The 18,851-nt window shown below is 40.4% G+C and carries 22 protein-coding genes; 1 reads left to right on the top strand and 21 read right to left on the bottom strand.

Annotated elements, in window-relative coordinates:
• Nucleotide 1: 1 nt before the first annotated feature.
• From HT736_RS01915 to pbp2b, 12 genes are all read right to left on the bottom strand, one after another.
• Nucleotides 2–787, bottom strand: coding sequence for an RNA-binding protein (locus HT736_RS01915; protein ID WP_001032411.1), 786 nt, complete (start codon nt 785–787; stop codon nt 2–4).
• Nucleotides 784–1,047 carry a YggT family protein gene (locus HT736_RS01910; RefSeq protein WP_000576513.1) on the bottom strand — a complete coding sequence of 88 codons (264 nt, stop codon included), beginning with the start codon at nt 1,045–1,047 and terminating at the stop codon, nt 784–786. Before HT736_RS01910 ends, HT736_RS01915 begins: the two co-directional genes overlap by 4 nt.
• Nucleotides 1,047–1,586 (bottom strand): cell division protein SepF, encoded by a 540-nt coding sequence (locus tag HT736_RS01905; RefSeq protein ID WP_023933203.1) that lies wholly within the window; start codon nt 1,584–1,586, stop codon nt 1,047–1,049. The genes HT736_RS01910 and HT736_RS01905 overlap by 1 nt, the downstream gene beginning before the upstream one ends.
• A gap of 9 nt (nt 1,587–1,595) precedes the next feature.
• On the bottom strand, nt 1,596–2,267 hold the full coding sequence (locus HT736_RS01900) for a YggS family pyridoxal phosphate-dependent enzyme (RefSeq protein ID WP_001101082.1): 672 nt from the start codon (nt 2,265–2,267) through the stop codon (nt 1,596–1,598).
• Between the two features lie 4 nt (nt 2,268–2,271).
• Nucleotides 2,272–3,531: a cell division protein FtsZ gene (gene ftsZ / locus HT736_RS01895; RefSeq protein WP_000144268.1), complete on the bottom strand. Its 1,260-nt coding sequence runs from the start codon at nt 3,529–3,531 to the stop codon at nt 2,272–2,274.
• 16 nt (nt 3,532–3,547) lie between these two features.
• On the bottom strand, nt 3,548–4,921 hold the full coding sequence (gene ftsA / locus HT736_RS01890; RefSeq protein WP_000090408.1) for a cell division protein FtsA: 1,374 nt from the start codon (nt 4,919–4,921) through the stop codon (nt 3,548–3,550).
• 218 nt (nt 4,922–5,139) lie between these two features.
• The gene (locus HT736_RS01885) at nt 5,140–5,844 is read right to left on the bottom strand and encodes a TIGR02206 family membrane protein (protein ID WP_001055261.1); all 705 of its coding nucleotides are present in this window, start codon (nt 5,842–5,844) and stop codon (nt 5,140–5,142) included.
• Between the two features lie 90 nt (nt 5,845–5,934).
• Complete coding sequence (locus tag HT736_RS01880; protein WP_000804584.1) at nt 5,935–6,546, bottom strand: NUDIX hydrolase; 612 nt, start codon at nt 6,544–6,546, stop codon at nt 5,935–5,937.
• Nucleotides 6,533–7,906, bottom strand: a complete 1,374-nt coding sequence (gene murF / locus HT736_RS01875; protein WP_000778737.1) for a UDP-N-acetylmuramoyl-tripeptide--D-alanyl-D-alanine ligase — start codon at nt 7,904–7,906, stop codon at nt 6,533–6,535. The genes HT736_RS01880 and murF overlap by 14 nt, the downstream gene beginning before the upstream one ends.
• Nucleotides 7,907–7,989: 83 nt before the next feature.
• Nucleotides 7,990–9,033, bottom strand: coding sequence for a D-alanine--D-alanine ligase (locus tag HT736_RS01870; protein WP_000814626.1), 1,044 nt, complete (start codon nt 9,031–9,033; stop codon nt 7,990–7,992).
• A 175-nt stretch (nt 9,034–9,208) separates the two neighbouring features.
• Nucleotides 9,209–9,805, bottom strand: coding sequence for a recombination mediator RecR (recR, locus tag HT736_RS01865; protein ID WP_000966761.1), 597 nt, complete (start codon nt 9,803–9,805; stop codon nt 9,209–9,211).
• A 10-nt stretch (nt 9,806–9,815) separates the two neighbouring features.
• Nucleotides 9,816–11,873 (bottom strand): penicillin-binding protein 2B, encoded by a 2,058-nt coding sequence (gene pbp2b / locus HT736_RS01860; RefSeq protein WP_172930689.1) that lies wholly within the window; start codon nt 11,871–11,873, stop codon nt 9,816–9,818.
• 192 nt (nt 11,874–12,065) lie between these two features.
• Between pbp2b and HT736_RS01855 the strand changes: the two genes are divergently transcribed.
• Nucleotides 12,066–12,917 (top strand): MurR/RpiR family transcriptional regulator, encoded by an 852-nt coding sequence (locus HT736_RS01855; RefSeq protein ID WP_172930688.1) that lies wholly within the window; start codon nt 12,066–12,068, stop codon nt 12,915–12,917.
• A 61-nt stretch (nt 12,918–12,978) separates the two neighbouring features.
• Here HT736_RS01855 and HT736_RS01850 read toward each other — a convergent pair whose 3' ends face one another.
• The 9 genes from HT736_RS01850 to HT736_RS01815 all read right to left on the bottom strand — a co-directional run bounded on the left by HT736_RS01850 (nt 12,979) and on the right by HT736_RS01815 (nt 18,837).
• Nucleotides 12,979–13,329, bottom strand: a complete 351-nt coding sequence (locus HT736_RS01850; RefSeq protein ID WP_000384969.1) for a type II toxin-antitoxin system RelE/ParE family toxin — start codon at nt 13,327–13,329, stop codon at nt 12,979–12,981.
• Complete coding sequence (locus HT736_RS01845) at nt 13,319–13,606, bottom strand: hypothetical protein (RefSeq protein ID WP_000150673.1); 288 nt, start codon at nt 13,604–13,606, stop codon at nt 13,319–13,321. The genes HT736_RS01850 and HT736_RS01845 overlap by 11 nt, the downstream gene beginning before the upstream one ends.
• Nucleotides 13,607–13,702: 96 nt before the next feature.
• On the bottom strand, nt 13,703–14,587 hold the full coding sequence (locus tag HT736_RS01840) for an ROK family protein (RefSeq protein ID WP_023933715.1): 885 nt from the start codon (nt 14,585–14,587) through the stop codon (nt 13,703–13,705).
• A gap of 17 nt (nt 14,588–14,604) precedes the next feature.
• The gene (locus HT736_RS01835; protein WP_172930687.1) at nt 14,605–15,522 is read right to left on the bottom strand and encodes a dihydrodipicolinate synthase family protein; all 918 of its coding nucleotides are present in this window, start codon (nt 15,520–15,522) and stop codon (nt 14,605–14,607) included.
• Nucleotides 15,523–15,691: 169 nt separating this feature from the next.
• Nucleotides 15,692–16,336 carry a YesL family protein gene (locus tag HT736_RS01830; RefSeq protein ID WP_172930686.1) on the bottom strand — a complete coding sequence of 215 codons (645 nt, stop codon included), beginning with the start codon at nt 16,334–16,336 and terminating at the stop codon, nt 15,692–15,694.
• Between the two features lie 82 nt (nt 16,337–16,418).
• A complete protein-coding gene (locus HT736_RS11570) occupies nt 16,419–16,613 on the bottom strand; it encodes a hypothetical protein (RefSeq protein WP_001810112.1) in 195 nt (64 codons plus the stop codon).
• Between the two features lie 33 nt (nt 16,614–16,646).
• Nucleotides 16,647–16,991 (bottom strand): hypothetical protein, encoded by a 345-nt coding sequence (locus HT736_RS01825; protein ID WP_025170608.1) that lies wholly within the window; start codon nt 16,989–16,991, stop codon nt 16,647–16,649.
• Nucleotides 16,992–17,317: 326 nt separating this feature from the next.
• Nucleotides 17,318–17,770, bottom strand: a complete 453-nt coding sequence (locus tag HT736_RS01820) for a YhcH/YjgK/YiaL family protein (RefSeq protein ID WP_000575436.1) — start codon at nt 17,768–17,770, stop codon at nt 17,318–17,320.
• 227 nt (nt 17,771–17,997) lie between these two features.
• Entirely contained in the window at nt 17,998–18,837 is an 840-nt protein-coding gene (locus HT736_RS01815) for a carbohydrate ABC transporter permease (RefSeq protein ID WP_001192006.1), read from the bottom strand.
• Nucleotides 18,838–18,851: the final 14 nt, after the last annotated feature.

The raw sequence follows: 18,851 nt of genomic DNA, 5'->3' as shown, positions 1-18,851 counted from the left end.
CTCACTTACTTAATAATAACTGGACGGTTATTTTTTTCTTCTCTTTTTTCGTTTGTCCCTTATCTTGAAGTAATCTCAAGCGACCAAATTTTCTCACACTAATCAAATCTCCAACTTGAACAGTGTAATCTGATTTGTCTACCACATGATAATTTACTTGGACAAGTTTCTTTTCAATCAACTGGTTTGCTTGATTCCTAGATAGTTTCAAAACATTTGATAAAAGAACATCTAATCGAAAACTAGACACAGATAAATCCAGTTCTCGATACTGTTCTAGCTTATCTATTTTCTCGGCGAAAGGACGTTCCTCCAGCGAAACAGGTATACGGCCAATTTTCTTTAATCCATCTTGAAAGAGAAGAAGAAACTGCTGATTAATCATAATCTGCGCCCGTTCTTCATCTACTAGGATATCTCCAAAAAGTTTCCGTTCAATCCCTAATTGATTGATGACTGTCCCTAAAATCTTAGCATGCGTTAAATGTTCAAATTTATTGGAATACACAATTTCCTGAAGAGATATTTCAAAATCTGAAAACTCTGGTTGGAAATAATCTGGGTATAATAAAACTCGAACATACTCACTCGAGACAAATTCCCCACTACTGCTACAAGCAAGACCATAGGTTTTGGCCAAAATCTTTAATAGTTTCTCCTGATGAGGATTGATAAAAGGAGTTAAAAAAGGAGCATAGCTATCTTCTACCTTCTTTATCCATTCCATTCCCTTGTCAAGAAAGGGACGATCTTCTATGGAGAAATGCTGATAAATCCCTTTATTCATCCTATCATCGCCAGAAAACGGACTAGGTTTTCTCCTAAAAATCGAACCAAAACAATCGCAACCCAAACAGATAAATCAAGGCCCGCTATCTGTAAAGGCAGGCGTTGCAAGGGAGCAAGCACTGGTTTTACCAACGCTACAATCCAACGACCCAAACTGGATTCGTAGGCGCCTGGAAACCAAGACATGACAGCAAAGGCTACCAAAATCAGGGAGTAAATATCCACTGCATTATAAATCATACGAATTAAAAAAATCATTATCGTACTCTATTTCGTCTCATATCAAAATCAAACTCACCCTGTTGATCTTCATCTGGCAAACGAATATCTTCTACATTCACAATAACATTCACTGGTGTCAACAGATACATGGTAGAAGCTACTTTTTTCAGACTTCCAGCTAGAACATGGCAAGCCCCATCCAGGTAATCCAAACAACGACGAGCCTGCACTTCAGTCATATATTGAAAATCAATCAAGATACTTTCGTTTCCTGCCAATAAATCAACAATTTCTGTTGCATCTTCATATTTTCTAGGATAACGAACATCTATAATGACCTTATCCGTTGCACGCTGACTCTGATTTGCCAATTCCTGTTGTCTTGCATGAAGTCTGGTGATATTGTTCTCCTTTGTTCCAGCCGACTGTGAAGGGTGATTCATTGGGAGAGCCGGTTCCTGTGAAGAATTTACTGGAGTAAACACAGGCTCATCTCTTTTTTCATAAGGGAGACTTGAATCCTCATCCTCCGTAAAATAATCTATAAATCTATCGAATCTATCTTTTAAAGACATGGTTCTCTCCTACTTAAAAAATGATGTGCCTATACGAACAAAGGTGGAACCGAATTGAATCGCTTCTTTATAATCACGACTCATTCCCATACTTAACTCGGTCATAGGCATATTTGGAATTTGTTTCTCTTGAATTTCTCTTTGTAAATCTTGGGCCGCCTTGAAAATCTCTTTCAACTGCTCACTGCTAGCCTCAAAAGGTGCCATCGTCATTAAACCGACATATTCAATCTTATCTAGTCTGGCTAACTCTGGCAAGATTTCCAGCAGTTCCTCTCTCGAAAAACCGTGTTTGCTTTCTTCTTTAGAAATATTTACTTGAAGGAAACACTTGATGACTCGGTCACTTCTTTTTTGAATTTCCCCTGCTAGCTTTACTGAATCCAAGGCATGGAAATAATCAACGTATTGAATGACATCTTTCACCTTACGTCTTTGCAAGGTACCAATCAAATGCCAAGTCACATCTCGATCTTTTAGAGCTTCATATTTTTCCAGAAACTTATCGACACGATTTTCACCGATATGATGAACACCTAGCGGAAGCAAGGCTTCCGCTGTCGGTACATCTACATACTTGGTAACTGCAATGACAGAGACTGAACCACTCTCTCGATGAGCACTCAGACTAGCCTCTGCGACTTCTCGAAAAACAAGTTCTGTATTTTCTTTTACATTCATTTACTTAACGATTTTTGAAAAATGGAGGTGTATCCAATTCATCTTCATCTTGTGATGTTGGGGCTTCAAAGCGTTCAACTGGAGAAACGACTGAATCTGTTGTACGAACAATCGATTCACGGCGAAGATCCCAATCACCAAAAGCAGATGCCTGAGTTGGTTCCAAACGACGTGGATTTTGTTTTGGCAATTCAGCTGTTTCTGCCATATCAAAATGACGATCAAAGCCATGTGAATGAGCTGGTTTCACTGTCTCACGGTAGTTAGTAGTCGGTCTAGCTTGTGGAGCAACAGCCTTCTCTACGCGGTCTTGACGAACACCCGTTGCGACAACTGTTACACGAATTTCATCACGCATACTTTCATCAATTGAAGTACCGAGCCAGATGTTCACTCCTTGACCTGCTGCCTGGTTCACAATTTGTGAAGCCTCCTCAGCTTCAATCAAGGTTAAATCGAGACCACCAGTTACGTTGACAATCACATCTTCTGCTCCATCAATTGTTGTTTCAAGAAGTGGAGAGTAAATTGCCTTACGCGCCGCTTCTACCACACGTTCTTCTCCACTACCGATACCAATACCCATGAGAGCATTCCCTTTATTTGCCATAACTGTTTTCACATCGGCAAAGTCAAGGTTAATCAATCCTGGATTGGTAATCAAATCGGTAATCCCTTGAACACCTTGACGAAGTACGTTATCCGCTTCGCTAAGTGCTTCAAGAAGAGGAGTTTTCTTATCAACAATTTCAAGCAAGTTGTTGTTTGAAATAATCAATAGAGTGTCTACATGCTCACGAAGTTGGTTGATTCCTTCTACAGCAAATTGTCCACGTTTGCTTCCTTCAAAACCAAACGGACGTGTTACAACACCAACTGTAAGAGCACCTAAATCTTTAGCGATACGAGCAATAACAGGAGCAGCTCCAGTTCCAGAACCTCCTCCCATACCAGCAGTGATGAAGACCATATCTGCACCACTGATAGCTTCCGTCAGTGTTTCTTCGCTTTCTTCAGCAGCTTTACGACCAACCTCAGGTTGACCTCCTGCACCCAAACCACGAGTCAATTTAGGCCCCAACTGAATAACAGTCTCAGCTTTTGTACTACTCAATGCTTGTACATCTGTGTTTGCTGCGATAAATTCTACGCCTGTAACACCTTCGTCGACCATACGGTTGATGGCATTGCCACCACCTCCACCGACACCAATTACCTTAATCACTGCACCTTGAGCAGCAGCTGTATCAAATGAAAATGTCATAATTTATTTTTCCTCTTTATTCGTCAAACATGCTTCCGATCAAGCCACGGAAACGATCTGCTAATTTCGGCTTATTTTGTGAAGCTTGTTGGAAATCCGCCATTGGTTCTGTAGGAGCCACCGGCTCTACTTCTGGAGCAGGAGCTGGTTGAACAGGCGTTGATTGTACAAACTGAGCTGTTTTTTGCAGCATCCCACCAAAACTAATTGGCTGATGGCTTAAGTCATTCTCACCTTTTATCGCTCTCTGAGCCAAAAGATTCACTTCTGTTAATTGACCCGCAAATTCTGATAAACTAATCACATGCGCAAAGGCTGGATTACGGATACCAACTTGATTTGGAACATAAAGCTTGACACGGACGCCAAAGACTTCCTGAGCAAGTTCAACCATACCTGGTAAAATGGCATTCCCACCGATTAAGACAATACCACCAGGGAGCTCCAATAGACGTCTTCTATCTAATTCTTGCTTGATTTGCTCAAGGATGTGCTTAATTCGTGCAGAAATAATTTCTGACAAGTAGGCTTCCGTCACTTCAACTGCTTCTACTTCTCCAATAACTTCTACTTGGAAGGTTTCTTTGCTTGCAAGAGGCGGATAGGCTTCCCCGTAATTCAGTTTCAAGCCTTCCGCTAATTTGCGAGAGGTTTTCAAAACCTTGGAGATATCTTTAGTTACATAATCTCCACCTTCTTGGAGAATATGTGTGAACTGAAGTTCTTGGTTACGGATTGTAGCGACAGTCGTTTGACCTGCTCCCATATCAATCACTGTAGCACCAAATTCACGTTCACCTTCGTTCAAAACTGATTGAACCATTGCTAGTGGTGAAATAATAACATTTTCAACCTGTAGTCCGACACGTTCTACTGTCTTACGTAGGTTATGTAAAATAGTGCGAGGACCTGTATAAAGCAAACCACGCATTTCAAGACGAACCCCCATCATGCCACGTGGGTCACGAATCCCTTGGAAACCATCCACAATAAATTCTTCAGGAATAAAGGTAATGACTTCACGGTCAGGTGTCATACTCTTTGTCAAAGCTGATTTAACAACATTTTCAACATCTTGATCCGTAATTTCCTTGGTATCAGATGTTACTGGAATCATCCCTTGAGTTGGTTCTACCTGCAAAAGATTACCAGGCAAGCCGACATTCACTGATTTAATCGAAATGCCTGACTTTTCTTCTGCTTGGGAAATGGCTGACTTGATAGCAGTTGCTGCTGCATCAATATCAACAATAATTCCATCCTTTACACCTTTACTTTTGGCATTACTCACGCCAATTACATTTAATTCACCATTTCTCTGCTCGGCTACAAGCACCTTGACAGAGCTTGTTCCAATATCTAGACCTGTAAAAAAGCCTTCTCTAGCCATTACATCGCATCCTCTCTATCTTCCAAGTTTCGCACTTCGTATTATTCCATAGCTAAACTTAGGCATAGCTATTCACAGAATATTATAACACAAAAAATTTAATCATGCTTGCTTTTTTCCTAAATTTCCCAGCCAATTTTTGAGTTTCTATGTTCAGAAATTCTTATTTTATAAGCTGCTTGTAAAAACTCTCTAAGACAAAAAAAGAAAGCTCTGTGTTAAGCTTTCTTTGCAATCATTTTTTCTGCTTCTTGAGCTAAAAAGAATTCTAAGATTTTCTTAGTCAAACTGATAGTAGCTACCAGCACAATTGAAACAAGTAAATAATTAGCTACTAGACCATGATCCCCAACCAATGGCGGTTTTGTCAAGAATCCGTAATCCCCACCTGTTACCAAATTGACCACAAAAATCAAGGCATTTAGGGCAAAGGTCATGAGAAAAATTCCCTTCACATCCAGCAATTTCGCACTATACTGTCTCAATAGATAAACTAGAGAGTTCCCCAAGAGTGCTAAATGACCAAAGATAAAGGATAAAATGGTGATATGTGGAAAAGGGTAAGCATCTGGCACTGGATAAACAAAGGCTGCTAATGTCCCAAATGTTCCCAATAATGCAAAGTATTGTTTATATTTGGACTGACCAGGAAGCAAGAGTACCACAAACATAGCCATACGGCAATGGTAAAAGGGTAGGCTTTCTGACAATGGCATATGATTGACCCAGTACCAACCATAAAGAAGGATCAACTGAACGGCCTGTAAAATCTGGAAAAATCGTTGGTAAACCTTCTTTTCACGATAGCGATAGGCTGTATAAAAGGTCAAGGCTAAGAGCGTAAATAGGCTAACATACCAAAAAAGGTCAAATTTAGGTGGTTCTGTTGGCTGAGTTGTAAAAAAAATATCCCATAAATTCATCTAGTCTTCCTCATAATTCAAAATTTTCCTGCATATTATTATACCATGCTATTTGTCAAAAATGGATTTAGAAATACGATAATCATCTTCTTAGTCAAGATATTGCTCCCTCTGACCTTGATAAACCTGCCAAAGAATCTCGATTTGCTCCTTGGTAATGCGTTTTTCAGATAAATTCGGCAGTTGGTCAATTGCAAAAAATTGAAGGTCAGCGATTTCTTGATTTTCTTGGAATTGTCCATCGAGAAGCTTACATTCAAAAACAAACTTTGCATATTGTTTGCTCTGTAGTTGGAAACGATTGGTATCAAAAACAGCTAGCAGTCTTTCAACTTTGGCTTTAAAACCGGTTTCTTCTTCAATTTCCTTGAGAATATTTTCAGTTGGAGAATAGCCGACTTCACCAAAGCCACCTGGCAAAGCCCAACTATCCTCTCCTTGTCCCCTAACCAGACAAATCTTCTCATCCTCAACAATCCAAGCACGGACGTCCATTAAGGGAGTCGCATAAGCGGAGGTCGGTTTCAAGAGTTCTGCCACTTCGTCTGCATCAAGGTCTGATACCTGATTCAACATTTCAGATAACAGACTTCGCAAGTCTTCGTAGCGCTCACAGTCAAAAGGATCTTTTGTAAAGGTTAAGCCAGTATCTGTAAGGGCAATCATTCTTTGCAGATACTTAACAAAATCACTTGGTTTCATTTTCTAAACTTTCTACCAACATGGCTAGGTTCATAGAGTTAGAGCCCTTGAGCAAGATTTGATCATTGGCACTGAGGCTTTCCTTGACCTGCTTGACTAGGTCTTCAAATTGGTCTTGGTCTTCTGTTTTCTTGAAATAGTAAACGTGGCCAATTGGGAACATTTGACTGGCAAGTTGGGCCAATTCAGCAATGTCTTCTCCGTAGAAAATCACGGTATCCAGCACATCTGGAGAAAGGCTCAAAATCATCTGATTATGGAGTTGAACTGACTGGTTACCCAGTTCCTTCATGTCCGCTAAAACCGCAATTTTCTTGCCCCCTTCATTGGCTGGAATGGCAGAGAAGGTCTCTAAAATCAGCTTCATAGCAGTTGGATTGGCATTGTAAACATCTGACAAGATGTCTGCTCCATTGGCTGCTTTCTTCCACTCGGTACGGTTACGCGTCAATTCAAGATTTTGGAAGGCCTGACAAATTTGTTCTTCTGAAACTCCTTCTTGTAGGGCCACATAAGCAGCAATCATAGCATTAGTGGCATTGTACTTACCAGTCACTGGCAAATCAAGGGCTTGTTCCAAGAAATTAGCTTTAAAGGTCAGACTGTCCTTACGCTCAACCAAGTCTGTGATTTCCAACTCTGCTCCTTGCCCAAAACGAACCACCTTTTTATCAGTTGGCAAGTAGGCCTCTACAATGGAGTCGGCTGGGGCCAAAAGCAAGGAATTCGAAGCCATGCCATCTGCAATTTGCATTTTTCCTTGGGCAATCTCCGAACGGTCTTTGAAAAAGGCCAAATGGGCTTCTCCAACCAAGGTCACGATGGCTATCTTTGGATGAGCCAATTCAGACAAGAGATGAATATCTCCCAAGTGATCCTGTCCCATCTCCAAAACCAACTTTTCTGTTCCTTCAGGCATATGGAGAACTGTGTAAGGAAGACCAATCTCGTTATTGTAGTTTCCTTGAGTTTTGTAGGTTTTGTAGATTGTTGACAGCAAATGTGCCAACATATCCTTGGTCGTTGTCTTACCATTTGAACCCGTAATAGCAAAGACATCAACAGTCGTTTTTTCAAGATAGTAGGCAGCTAGTTTTTGAAATGCAGTCAACACGTCGTCTACTAGAATGTAGGGATGATTTGCGATTTCTTTCTCAGACAGGGTTGCTACCGCACCATTTTCAAAGGCTGTTTCGATAAAGTCATGACCATCACGCGCACCTTTGAGTGGCACAAATAAATCTCCAGTCCCAATCAATCGACTGTCAAACTCAGCCTTTTCTAACTGGGCGTTCGCAAAAAGACTAACATCATTTTTAGCTCCAACAGCTTGGGCAACTTCATGGATTGTTAATTTCATTTCTACTCCTTTAAAAAGGGTCGAAGCCCGAGAACTCTAGTCACCTGGCAGTGATGGTTCTGGCTTCTACCCTCTCTTTCATTTTATAGCAAATGCGCTTCGCGCTTGTTAAAGCTTTCCTTGGCAAGGTCAACCAAACGCTCGATTAGTTCTGCGTAGCTGATTCCCATATTGTCCCAAAGTAGTGGATACATTGACCACTGGGTGAAACCTGGCATGGTATTGAGCTCGTTTAGGAAAATCTCTCCCTTATCTGTATAGAAGAAATCGCAACGAGAGAGACCGAGGCCTCCAATGGCACGGAAGGCCGTCTCTGCATTTTGACGCATGACAGCTACCACATCATCACTGATTTTGGCTGGGATGTCCATGGTAATCTTGTTATCAATATACTTGGCATCGTAGTCATAAAAGGCAACATCCTTGACTACTTCTCCTGGTAGCGTGCTTTTGACATCGTAGTTTCCCAAGAGACCAACCTCGATTTCACGGGCATTGACCCCTTGCTCTACCAAGACACGGCTGTCATATTGAAAGGCAAGTTCCAAAGCTTGACGAAGTTCTTCTTGATTTTCAGACTTAGAAATACCGACACTAGAACCCATGTTTGACGGCTTAGTGAAGACTGGATAAGTCAATTTTTCTTCCACTTCAGCGATTTTAGCAGTCACATCATCCCCTTCAACGATAGCCACATAGGGAACTTGTGCAATGCCAGCAGATTCTAACACACGCTTAGTCGTGATTTTATCCATGGCAAGACTGGATGACAAGATATTGCAACCGACATAAGGCAATTTCAAAACTTCAAGGAATCCTTGAACAGAGCCATCTTCTCCCATCGGACCATGAAGAACTGGAAAGACCACTGCCCCTTCTTCATAGATAGCACTTGGTGCAACTTTCTTATCCCAATCAATGGTTTCATTGGTCATGAGACGGTCCTCTTGACCTGGAGTCTGACTAAATTCCTGCGTTTTGATAAAGTCACCTGACTGACTGATAAAGAAAGTCTTGACTGTGAAACGGTCGTAGTTAACCGCACGCATGATACTCTCAGCTGAAAGGACAGAGACTTCACGTTCCGCACTCCTTCCACCATATAAAAGAATAATCGTTTGTTTCATATTATTTGTCCTAATTCTACTAGAATACTCGCTCTTTAGTATATCATATTTGCTTGGTTTTTTAAAACTTGAACCTGATCCTACTCATCACACTATACAAAAAGAGGCCGATAGGAACGATTTTCAGCCTCCTTGATTTTTTATAAATGAATGGAGTTCGTAAATTTGTCTACACTTACAACTCTGTTCGATTTTCAATAGCCCGTAAGAGTGTGACTTCGTCCGCATACTCGATATCTGCTCCCACAGCAAGACCTCGTGCCAAGCGCGTAACCTTGATCCCAGCTGGCTTGAGTAAGCGGGAAAGATACATGGAAGTTGCTTCCCCATCTGCTGTGGCATTGGTTGCTACGATTACTTCTGAAACCTCACTATCCATCAGACGAGTCATGAGCCCCTTGAGATTGATATCATCTGGACTGATACCATTCATAGGGGAAATGAGGCCATGCAAGACATGATAGAGCCCGTGGTATTCTTGGATATTTTCCATAGCTGCCACATCACGACTATCCTCTAGCACCAAAATCGTTGTCTGGTCACGAGTCGGATCGGTACAGATAGAGCAAGGGTCGTCGTCTGTCAAACGTCCACAAACGGAACAGTAGGTCAATTCTCTCTTAGCAGAAAGGAGATTTTTTGCAAATTCATTGACATCGTCATCAGACATCCCAATCGTATAAAAGGCCAAACGCGTAGCCGTCTTAATCCCGATACCTGGTAACTTAGAATAGCTGTCAATCAGCTTGGCAATGGGTGTTGGATAAAGCATAATTTCCTTTCTAGTTCATTGGATGGTATTTTTGATACAGATTGATAATGTCACGCGCAATGGAAGGTCCTACACCATTTGTTAGATTGGTATTATGAGGAAAGACCACTGCAACAGCGATTTGGGGATTATCAGATGGGGCATAGGCCACCGCATTAGTATTAGTTGCTTGCTGGCCATCTGCCACATAGCTTTCGGCTGTACCCGTTTTTCCGCTAATGGATACCAAGGCACCATTTGAAAAGGCACGTCCAGTTGTCAATCCGCTAGTCCCATGAGCAACCTGATAAAAACCTTGGTGCAAGATGCTCATATCGGAGTCGGATATATTGACCTTATTCATCTCTGTCGGTTGCAGTTGCTGAATCAGGTCACCCAGTCCTCCCTTATCATTATTGCCATAAATGCCTTCCACAATACGAGGAGCCACACGAACACCATCATTTGCAATAGTTGCTACATACTGAGCCAACTGCATGGGCGTATAGTTATCAAACTGCCCAAAGGCATTAGTAATGTAATTAGCAAAGCTATACTCTTTGGGAACAAATCCAGTAGATTCATCTGGTAGGTCAATCCCGGTCGCAGAACCCAAACCATATTCACCAAAGGTTGAACGCAATTTCCCCATAGCAGACTCTAGATTGCTGGTACCGACAAACATATTTGGTTGATAGGTTTGCCCCATAAGACCTAAGGCTGTTTGGACCATATAAGCATTTGATGAATACTCTAGAGCCTGAACCGCCGTAATCGGCATTGGCACAGAAAAGGCAGTATACCAAGAATTAATTGGAGCTGAACCTTGAAAGACAATGGACTGGTCTGTCAAGGTCTGGTTTCCTGACAAGACTCCATTTTCCCAACCAGAGCTGATGGTCGCCGCCTTGACAACCGAACCTGGGACAAAGACATTGGTTACCGTTCCCAAGGAATCTGGCGTCAACTCTCCCGTTTTCAGGTCATGTTTGATCCCTGACATGGATAACACAGCACCTGTTTTTGGGTTAAGGGCGACTGCATACACACCTTCAGAATACTTAGCTCCACCATTCCCCAACTCTGAATTGAAATAACTTTTCAGCAGAGAATCCACGCTATCTTGGAAGGCCAAATCAATGGTCAGCTTGATATTGTTTCCCTTACTACCTTCCTCAATTGTATCCACGCTTTCCATGTTGCCATATTTGTCCAGATGGATTTCTTTTACCGAGCGTTTTCCTTGTAAGGTCTCTTCATATTGCTTTTCCAAATAGGAGGTTCCAACACGGTCATTTAGAGAATAGCCTTTTTTAAGATAGGCTTCTGCTTCTTCCGCTGGGAGACCAGCTTTTTCACTGGATACACTCCCTACTATAGAAGAAAGGGAAGTTTCCAAAATCTTTCGATCCCAAGAAGTAGAAATACTAATGCCAGGCATCTCCTTTGAAATAGAGGCAATAACAGCCACCTGAGAATCATTTAGAGGATCTGTCGCAATGGTTCCTGTCGCAAAGTTTCCAACAGCATTTAACTGACTAAAAAGATAGATTTCTTTCTTTTCATCCTCTGTATAGTTTAGTTGACTTGTTGGAACACTATCGACCGCATTGTTATACAGTTCTGATTCGGATAGGCGATTGCCATCTGAATCCAAGCGTTTCTCACTTGGGAGAGCTTCCACTGTTTTTTTATAGATTTCAGGATCAGCCAAATAGTAATCAGCCAGCTGGCGTTCTGTCAAATTTGGCGAACTGATGCTCACATAAGTCAGTAACTTTTTAGCTATTTCTTTTAAGTCTGTAGCCGTCATTTTATTGCTACGCGTAAAGGAAACAACCTGTTTTAACGTATTTTCTACCAAAGGTTTTCCACTAGCATCATAGATTTCCCCACGGGCAGAACTGGTTGTGACCTTGGTCTGACTAGCTGAGGCTAGCTTTTTTTCGTAAAAATCCTTGTTCAAAACCTGCATATACAACAAACGACCAATAATGGTCATAAAGAGTAAAATGACAATTGAAAACAATAAATTAAGCCGAATCGGAATCGAATGGCTGTTAAATTTTCTCATACAAATCAGTCTCATTTCTAATTAAAATCTTACTCTTAATTGTACCACAATTTGAGCAGAAAATTATGGAAAAGTAAGAAGCTTTTTTTCGTTTTTACGGCAAGATACGTTTTTATTTATTCATCCCTATATTATATGTTATAATGAATGTAAAAGTTCAATAATCTAGTCTTTTTCCAACACGACTCATTTAAAGGAGCCTTCCCTATGGACAAACCAGATATCGCAACTGTCATTGATTCACATTTTGAAGAAATGACAGACCTAGAGCAAGAAATCGCTCGCTATTTTTTACAAACGGAAACGATTGCAGATGATTTATCTTCTCAACAGGTCACTCAAAAATTACATATCTCTCAGGCTGCTCTGACCCGCTTTGCTAAAAAGTGTGGCTTTACTGGCTACCGAGAATTTATTTTCCAATACCAACATGAGGCAGAAAATCAAGCCAACCAAGTCTCCAAGCACAGTCCACTGACCAAACGAGTCCTCAGAAGTTATAGCAATATGAGGGAACAAACACAAGACTTGATTGACGAAGTCCAACTAGAACGAATTGCCCAATTAATCGAAGATGCTGAGCGTGTCTACTTCTTCGGAACAGGGAGTTCTGGCCTTGTTGCTCGTGAAATGAAATTGCGCTTCATGCGTCTGGGTGTGGTCTGCGAGGCTTTGACCGATCAAGACGGCTTTGCTTGGACAACCAGCATTATGGATGAAAATTGTCTCGTACTTGGTTTCTCACTTTCTGGCACAACTCCCTCTATTTTAGACAGTTTATTAGATGCCAAGGAGATGGGGGCAAAGACTGTACTCTTTTCAAGTGTTCCCAATAAAGATAGCCAGGCCTACACAGAGACTGTTCTTGTAGCCACCCACAGCCAGCCTTCCTATATCCAACGAATATCCGCTCAACTTCCTATGCTCTTCTTTATCGATTTGATTTATGCCTACTTTTTGGAAATCAATCGCGAAAGCAAGGAAAAAATCTTTAATAGCTACTGGGAAAATAAGAAACTCAACGGCTATCGTAGACAAAAACGTGTCAGAAAATCCTAGTTTGGCTAAGCCAAACTAGGATTTTTATTCATCACCAAACATACCTCTTCAAGATTATGAATTAGTCATATCTTGACTTAGTCTTGAATAATTTCATGTAATCACTTTTTGAAGGGAGTAAATAAGCAAGTCTGACGGTATCCTCAACAATTGTATACAATACAATGTAATCCTTACTCAAGGTCCATCCTCGCGTTTGGTAGCGAGGGTCTAATTTCTTACCAAATTTTTCATCAGCATCAAATCCAGCTTGGGGGAAAATTTCTAGCCGATTAATATCTTTTCTAATATTGGCTACTTTTCGTCTCGCAGCCTCTACAGAACCGATTTCCTCCGCTATATACTGATATATTTTATCCAGACTATCAATCACTCTAGGAGAATACAAAATCCTATATCTTTTATAATCCATAGCGTGTCACGACATCCTCATCTGTCAAGTAATTTCCAGCCTCAATCTTGGCATAACTTTCTTGAACTTCTGCTTGTAATTGTCTAAACAAATACTCCTTCTCTAATTCCTCTTCACTCAGTAAATCTACTTCATTTGTTACGGCAACATTCTTTAAAAATAATCTGAGTGCTGATGAAAGAGAGAGATTTTTTTCTTTTAACACTTCCATGGCATCATTTACTAATTCTCTATTAGCTTGGAAGGTCACAATCTTACTTGAATTCGCTATAGTCATTTTATATAATTCCTTTATATATTTTATTTATTATCTCACAATTATAAAGAAAGTCAAGGGAATTTGATTAGAAAATCCTAGTTTGGCTGAGCCAAACTAGGATTGTTTTGTCTTAAAATGATAATATGCACCAAGCATACCTGCTGTATTCTGGTGATGGGCAAATTCTAATCGTGTTTTTTCTGCTAAACTTGGTACCAAAGCCTCTTTCAAGGCTGTGCGGATCTTAGGTTTGAGGATAGCCTCTTGCCCCATGATACCACCACCAAGAATAACCACTTCTGGATTGGCAACGTAGCAAATATTTGCCAGACCTTTTCCTAGATAGTCTACCATGCGGTCAATACCTTCCATGCAGAGTTTATTGCCTTCAGTGGCTTCCTTGAAAATGCGTCGGCCATTCCACTGATCAACATCTTCTCCATGAGATGTTGCTACATACTCCACCAAGGCTGTGGTAGAAGCGAGATCCTGAAAAGCTCCATCTTGCATATGCATATACCCGACTTCACAGGCCGAATTGCTAAAACCATGGAAGACTTTCCCATCCATAATCAAGCAACCACCGATACCTGTTCCAATGGTCAAGCAAAGGGTGACACTTGCTCCCTTACCTGAACCAGATACTGCCTCAGCCAGACCTGCACAGTTGACATCATTTTCAATCTCACAAGGAATAGCAAAGCTTTCTTCGATTTCCTTCTTGAACTGGGTTCCTGCATAATTTGGAATCTGAGGTCCAGCGTAGAAAATTTCCCCCTTATCAGGATCCACCATTCCTGCAGAAGAAATGGCAACACCTGCTACTGGGCCTTTTTCTAAATAGCTGGCTACAATATCTTTGGTTTTTTGTAAGATATGAGGTCCACCCTTATACGCTTCAGTTGGCATTTCATGCGATTCAAGAAGTTGCCCCTCTTGATCAACCAAACCATACTTGATGTTGGTTCCACCTATATCAATTGCAACGTAGTGTGTCATAAATACCTCCTTATAGATTAGAGGAAGCGCTCCTTGGTTTCACGAATCAAGGCTGCAGCTGCTTCTACAACTGGACGATCTTCTTCCGTTACTGGCGTCAATGGTGAACGAACAGAACCAATATTCAATCCTTCATTGATCTTCAAGACTTCTTTAATGACACCGTACATATTTCCATGTGCAGCAGTCAATTTACCAATGATAGCGTTGATAGCATACTGTAACTCACGCGCTGTTTCTAAATCTTTATCCGCAATCAATTGGTTGAGTTTCAAGAAGAGTTCTGGCATAGCACCATAAGTACCACCGATACCAGCTTTGGCACCCATGAGGCGACCACCTAGGAACTGTTCATCTGGACCGTTAAAGACGATATGGTCTTCCCCACCAAGGCTGACAAAGATTTGGATATCTTGAACTGGCATAGAAGAGTTCTTCACACCGATAACACGAGGATTCTTCAACATTTCGGTATAAAGACTTGGAGTCAAAGCAACCCCTGCCAATTGAGGAATGTTGTAGATCACGTAGTCTGTGTTTGGAGCTGCAGAACTGATATCGTTCCAGTATTTGGCAACTGAGTATTCAGGCAAGCGGAAGTAAATTGGTGGAATTGTTGCAATGGCATCTACTCCCAAGCTTTCAGCGTGGCGAGCCAGTTCCATACTATCTTTGGTATTGTTGCAAGCAACATGGGCAATAATAGTTAATTTACCTTTAGCAACTGCCATGACTTCTTCCAAGATTAACTTGCGGTCTTCTACACTTTGGTAGATACATTCACCAGAAGAACCATTGACATAAAGACCTTGAACACCTTTATCAATGAAGTATTGAACCAAGGCACGTGTACGCTCTGGACTTACTTCTCCTTGATCATCATAACATGCGTAGAAGGCTGGAATGACACCTTCGTATTTTTTCAAATCTGACATAGATTTTCTCCTATTATTTTTATTTTCTGCTAAAGCAGATTCTTTCTTTACTTCTTTAGTATACACTTTACCGAAAAGGCTTTCAATATCTTATAGACACTTAGATTTTAGTTTCTAGCTTATAGAATAGCGTTTGAAGCCTTTGAAAGTAGTTTCAGAAATAAGACTCCTATTGATATTTTGCGAAAATTTTCTCCATCAATCCAGTCTGGATAAAGACCAATAGTCCAAACCCAAAAAGTAGGAAGACTGAGCCACCTAAGAGTAGACTGAAGGCGGACAGATAAAGAACCATCACAATGAGGACAAGAATGGCTAACATGAGGAAGAACCAAGGAAAGTTAAAACTAGCCAACATCAATCCTTTTTGAAGAATTTCTTTCCAAGATAGGTCATAACGTGCCGCGATAGGGTAACTAGCCAGCATCATAATGGTAAGGAAAATAAGAATACCTAAACAAATAGCTTTAACCAATTGGAAGGGCAGAGCTGTTTGACCCCAGAAAAGATAGAGATCTGAAAAGGTAAGAAATACAATTCCTAATTCTAACATCCCCAACTGAAAACCTAGTTTCAGATTTTGCTTGAAAGATCTTAGATAGATTTTAAAAACAGGCACCCGTCTGCTCTTCTTAACTTCGAACATGGTCTCGTAGAGGCTGATTTTAGCCACTCCAATCGTCACGATGGGCAAACAAGAGACGACAAAAAGAAGATTGGCTGTCACGATGTCCAAGACTTTCTCACTAAAACGCATGAGAAAGTTGTCTGTATCAAATGCTGCCTTGATAAGGCTTACTCCTTTTTGTGCCATGTTTGCTCCTCCATCATTTTTCTTTGTAAACTGTTTTCTTTTTTGTCAGTAAAGCTTTCATAAGTCCCTACCATGAACAAATCTATTTTTTCTTTTTTCTTTTGGACTTTTTTCTACTTTTATCTATGGACATATAATCTATATATATCCCGGACAGCGAAGCAATTAAAATAGTACTCCAAGTATGCTCATTAAATCCATCTAGCCCTCCACGGATTATCATTGCAAGCACTGTCCAAGCTAACATATTCAATAAAAAAATACAAAGTGCTTTCAATAAAAAAATACAAAGTGCTTTCATTCTCGCATTTTAAAAGTTTATACGACCATTGTTAGGGATTTTATCATGTGCATCCCAAGCTGCAGCAATATTGTAGGCAAAATTACCATATACATCAGCTACATTCACAGCTATTTGTAAAATCCATCCAGAAATCTTGGTCAATAATCCTACTCTTGCTGCTGCAGTTGCAGCTGCCCTACTTAAGATCGAGCGCGCCATACTAATACCATACTTAGCCGCATAAGTACCTAATTTTATGTATTTACCAATCAATCCAGTCACAATGCCCTTAATTATCCAAGCCATCTCATTAACTGTAATTCCCTTTCCATCTAAGAAACTAGCTCTTGCAGCATACTTAGAAGATACCATTTCTAGCAATTCAATTTTACGTTCATCTGATATGTCTGGATAGACTCCTTTGCTATCTTCCACCAAATCCTTAATTTCTTGTTCAGTTAGCAAGTAATTTTGAGATAATTTTGCATCTATTCGATCCATTTCTGACTGTATAGTTTGGATATGCGAGACTTCATTCGCATACACAATTGAAGGTAAAATATTACTCATTAGCAATAAACAGACTGACAAGAAGATACCAATTTTTAAATATTTTATTCTCATTTCTCTACCTCACAAAGATCAATTTCATGGTAGAGTATTATCAAAGCTTTACAAAAAAACAATTCATCCTATTTTTAATCAATTAAAATTTTAAACAAATACTTGCGAACTTGATCTTCCATACCTGCATAACCATTTGGTTGATGTGGCTCTCCTGGGAAGAAAATCGCAAAATTGTGATAACCCAATAAGAGTGGGTAGTGTTCATGACAATGGACAAAACCAATGTCACTTGCTTCGTCAAATGCTACTGCCTCGTCTTTGATACGTGAACCGTAGCTCGAATATTCATGCCCTTCTACCAACAAATGCAAGTCTGCATAGTTCTTGTGATGTTCAAACTGGTCATTTTCAGCTTTATTTAGGACATTTTCTTGAACAACTAGAAAGACCTTGTCACCATCAATATCATATTTTCCTAACTCGAATGAATCTTTACGATGTTCATAAAGATAATCAATTGCCTTGTCAAGATTGGGATGAATCCCTTTATAGAAGCTAATATTTTTCAAATCGTCAAAAATCATACTCTTTCCTTCGTTTCTGATAGTTAACTAAAACCATTCTTAAGTTGATAAGTGTCTGACAAAATCTCTAAGGTAAGCAAATACCCAACATTTTGTAGACACTTATAACCTCTATATTCTCTTATACTCAATGAAAATTGAAGAACAAACTAGGAAGCTAACCGCAGGCAATACTTAAGTATGGCAAGGTGACGCTGACCTAGTTTGCATTCGATTTTCGCAGAGTATTATCCTTTGACCGCTCCCATAGTAATCCCTTGTGTGAAGGATTTCTGGAAGACTAGGAAGACTGTTACAATTGGCACGGCAGCAAGGGCAGCTCCTGCCATAATCAAACCATAGTTGGTTGCCATTTCAGCCTGCATGGTCGCAACCCCAAGTGAGATGGTCAAATTGTTACGTGAAGTCAACATTACCAATTGCATGAAGTAGTCATTCCAAGTATTGATGAAGGTAAAGATTGCAAGGGCTGCAAACCCTGGTTTCACAATCGGGAAGGCTACGCTCCAGAAGGTACGAATCTCACCACAGCCATCAATCTTAGCTGATTCGAGCAATTCTGTAGGGATATTTTCACTGAACTGTTTCATGAGGAAGACCCCAAATGGCCATCCAATCAAAGGCAAAATAACTGCCCAAAGAGTGTCATGAATTCCCATGAAGTTGACGATACGTACCAATGGTACAAGGACAACTTGTTTTGGAAGCGCCATAGCAGCGATAAAGATAGCAAATAGGATACGTTGACCATAGAAACGTTTTTTAGCCAATACATAACCTGCTAGAGATGAGGTTGCACAGACTAAGAACATGGTTACCAATGAGATAAATACTGAGTTCCACATCCATTGCAAGGCAGGGTTCTGCACCATAAGTTGTTGGAAGTTTTCCATGGTTGGCATTTTAGGGAACCATTGTGGCGGAATCATAATGGTATCAGGCTGTGACTTGAATGCCCCTGTCAAAATCCAGTAGAATGGAAAGATGAACAGCACAGTCAACAAGAGCAAAATGATTGTTGAAATAACAGTAAAGGCTGTTAATGGTTTTTTTTCTGTAGATTGCATAACTGTCTCCTTTC

It is taken from the genome of Streptococcus sp. 339 (assembly GCF_013277285.1).
Classification (GTDB): domain Bacteria; phylum Bacillota; class Bacilli; order Lactobacillales; family Streptococcaceae; genus Streptococcus; species Streptococcus pseudopneumoniae.
This window is presented reverse-complemented; position numbering and strand designations above follow the sequence as displayed.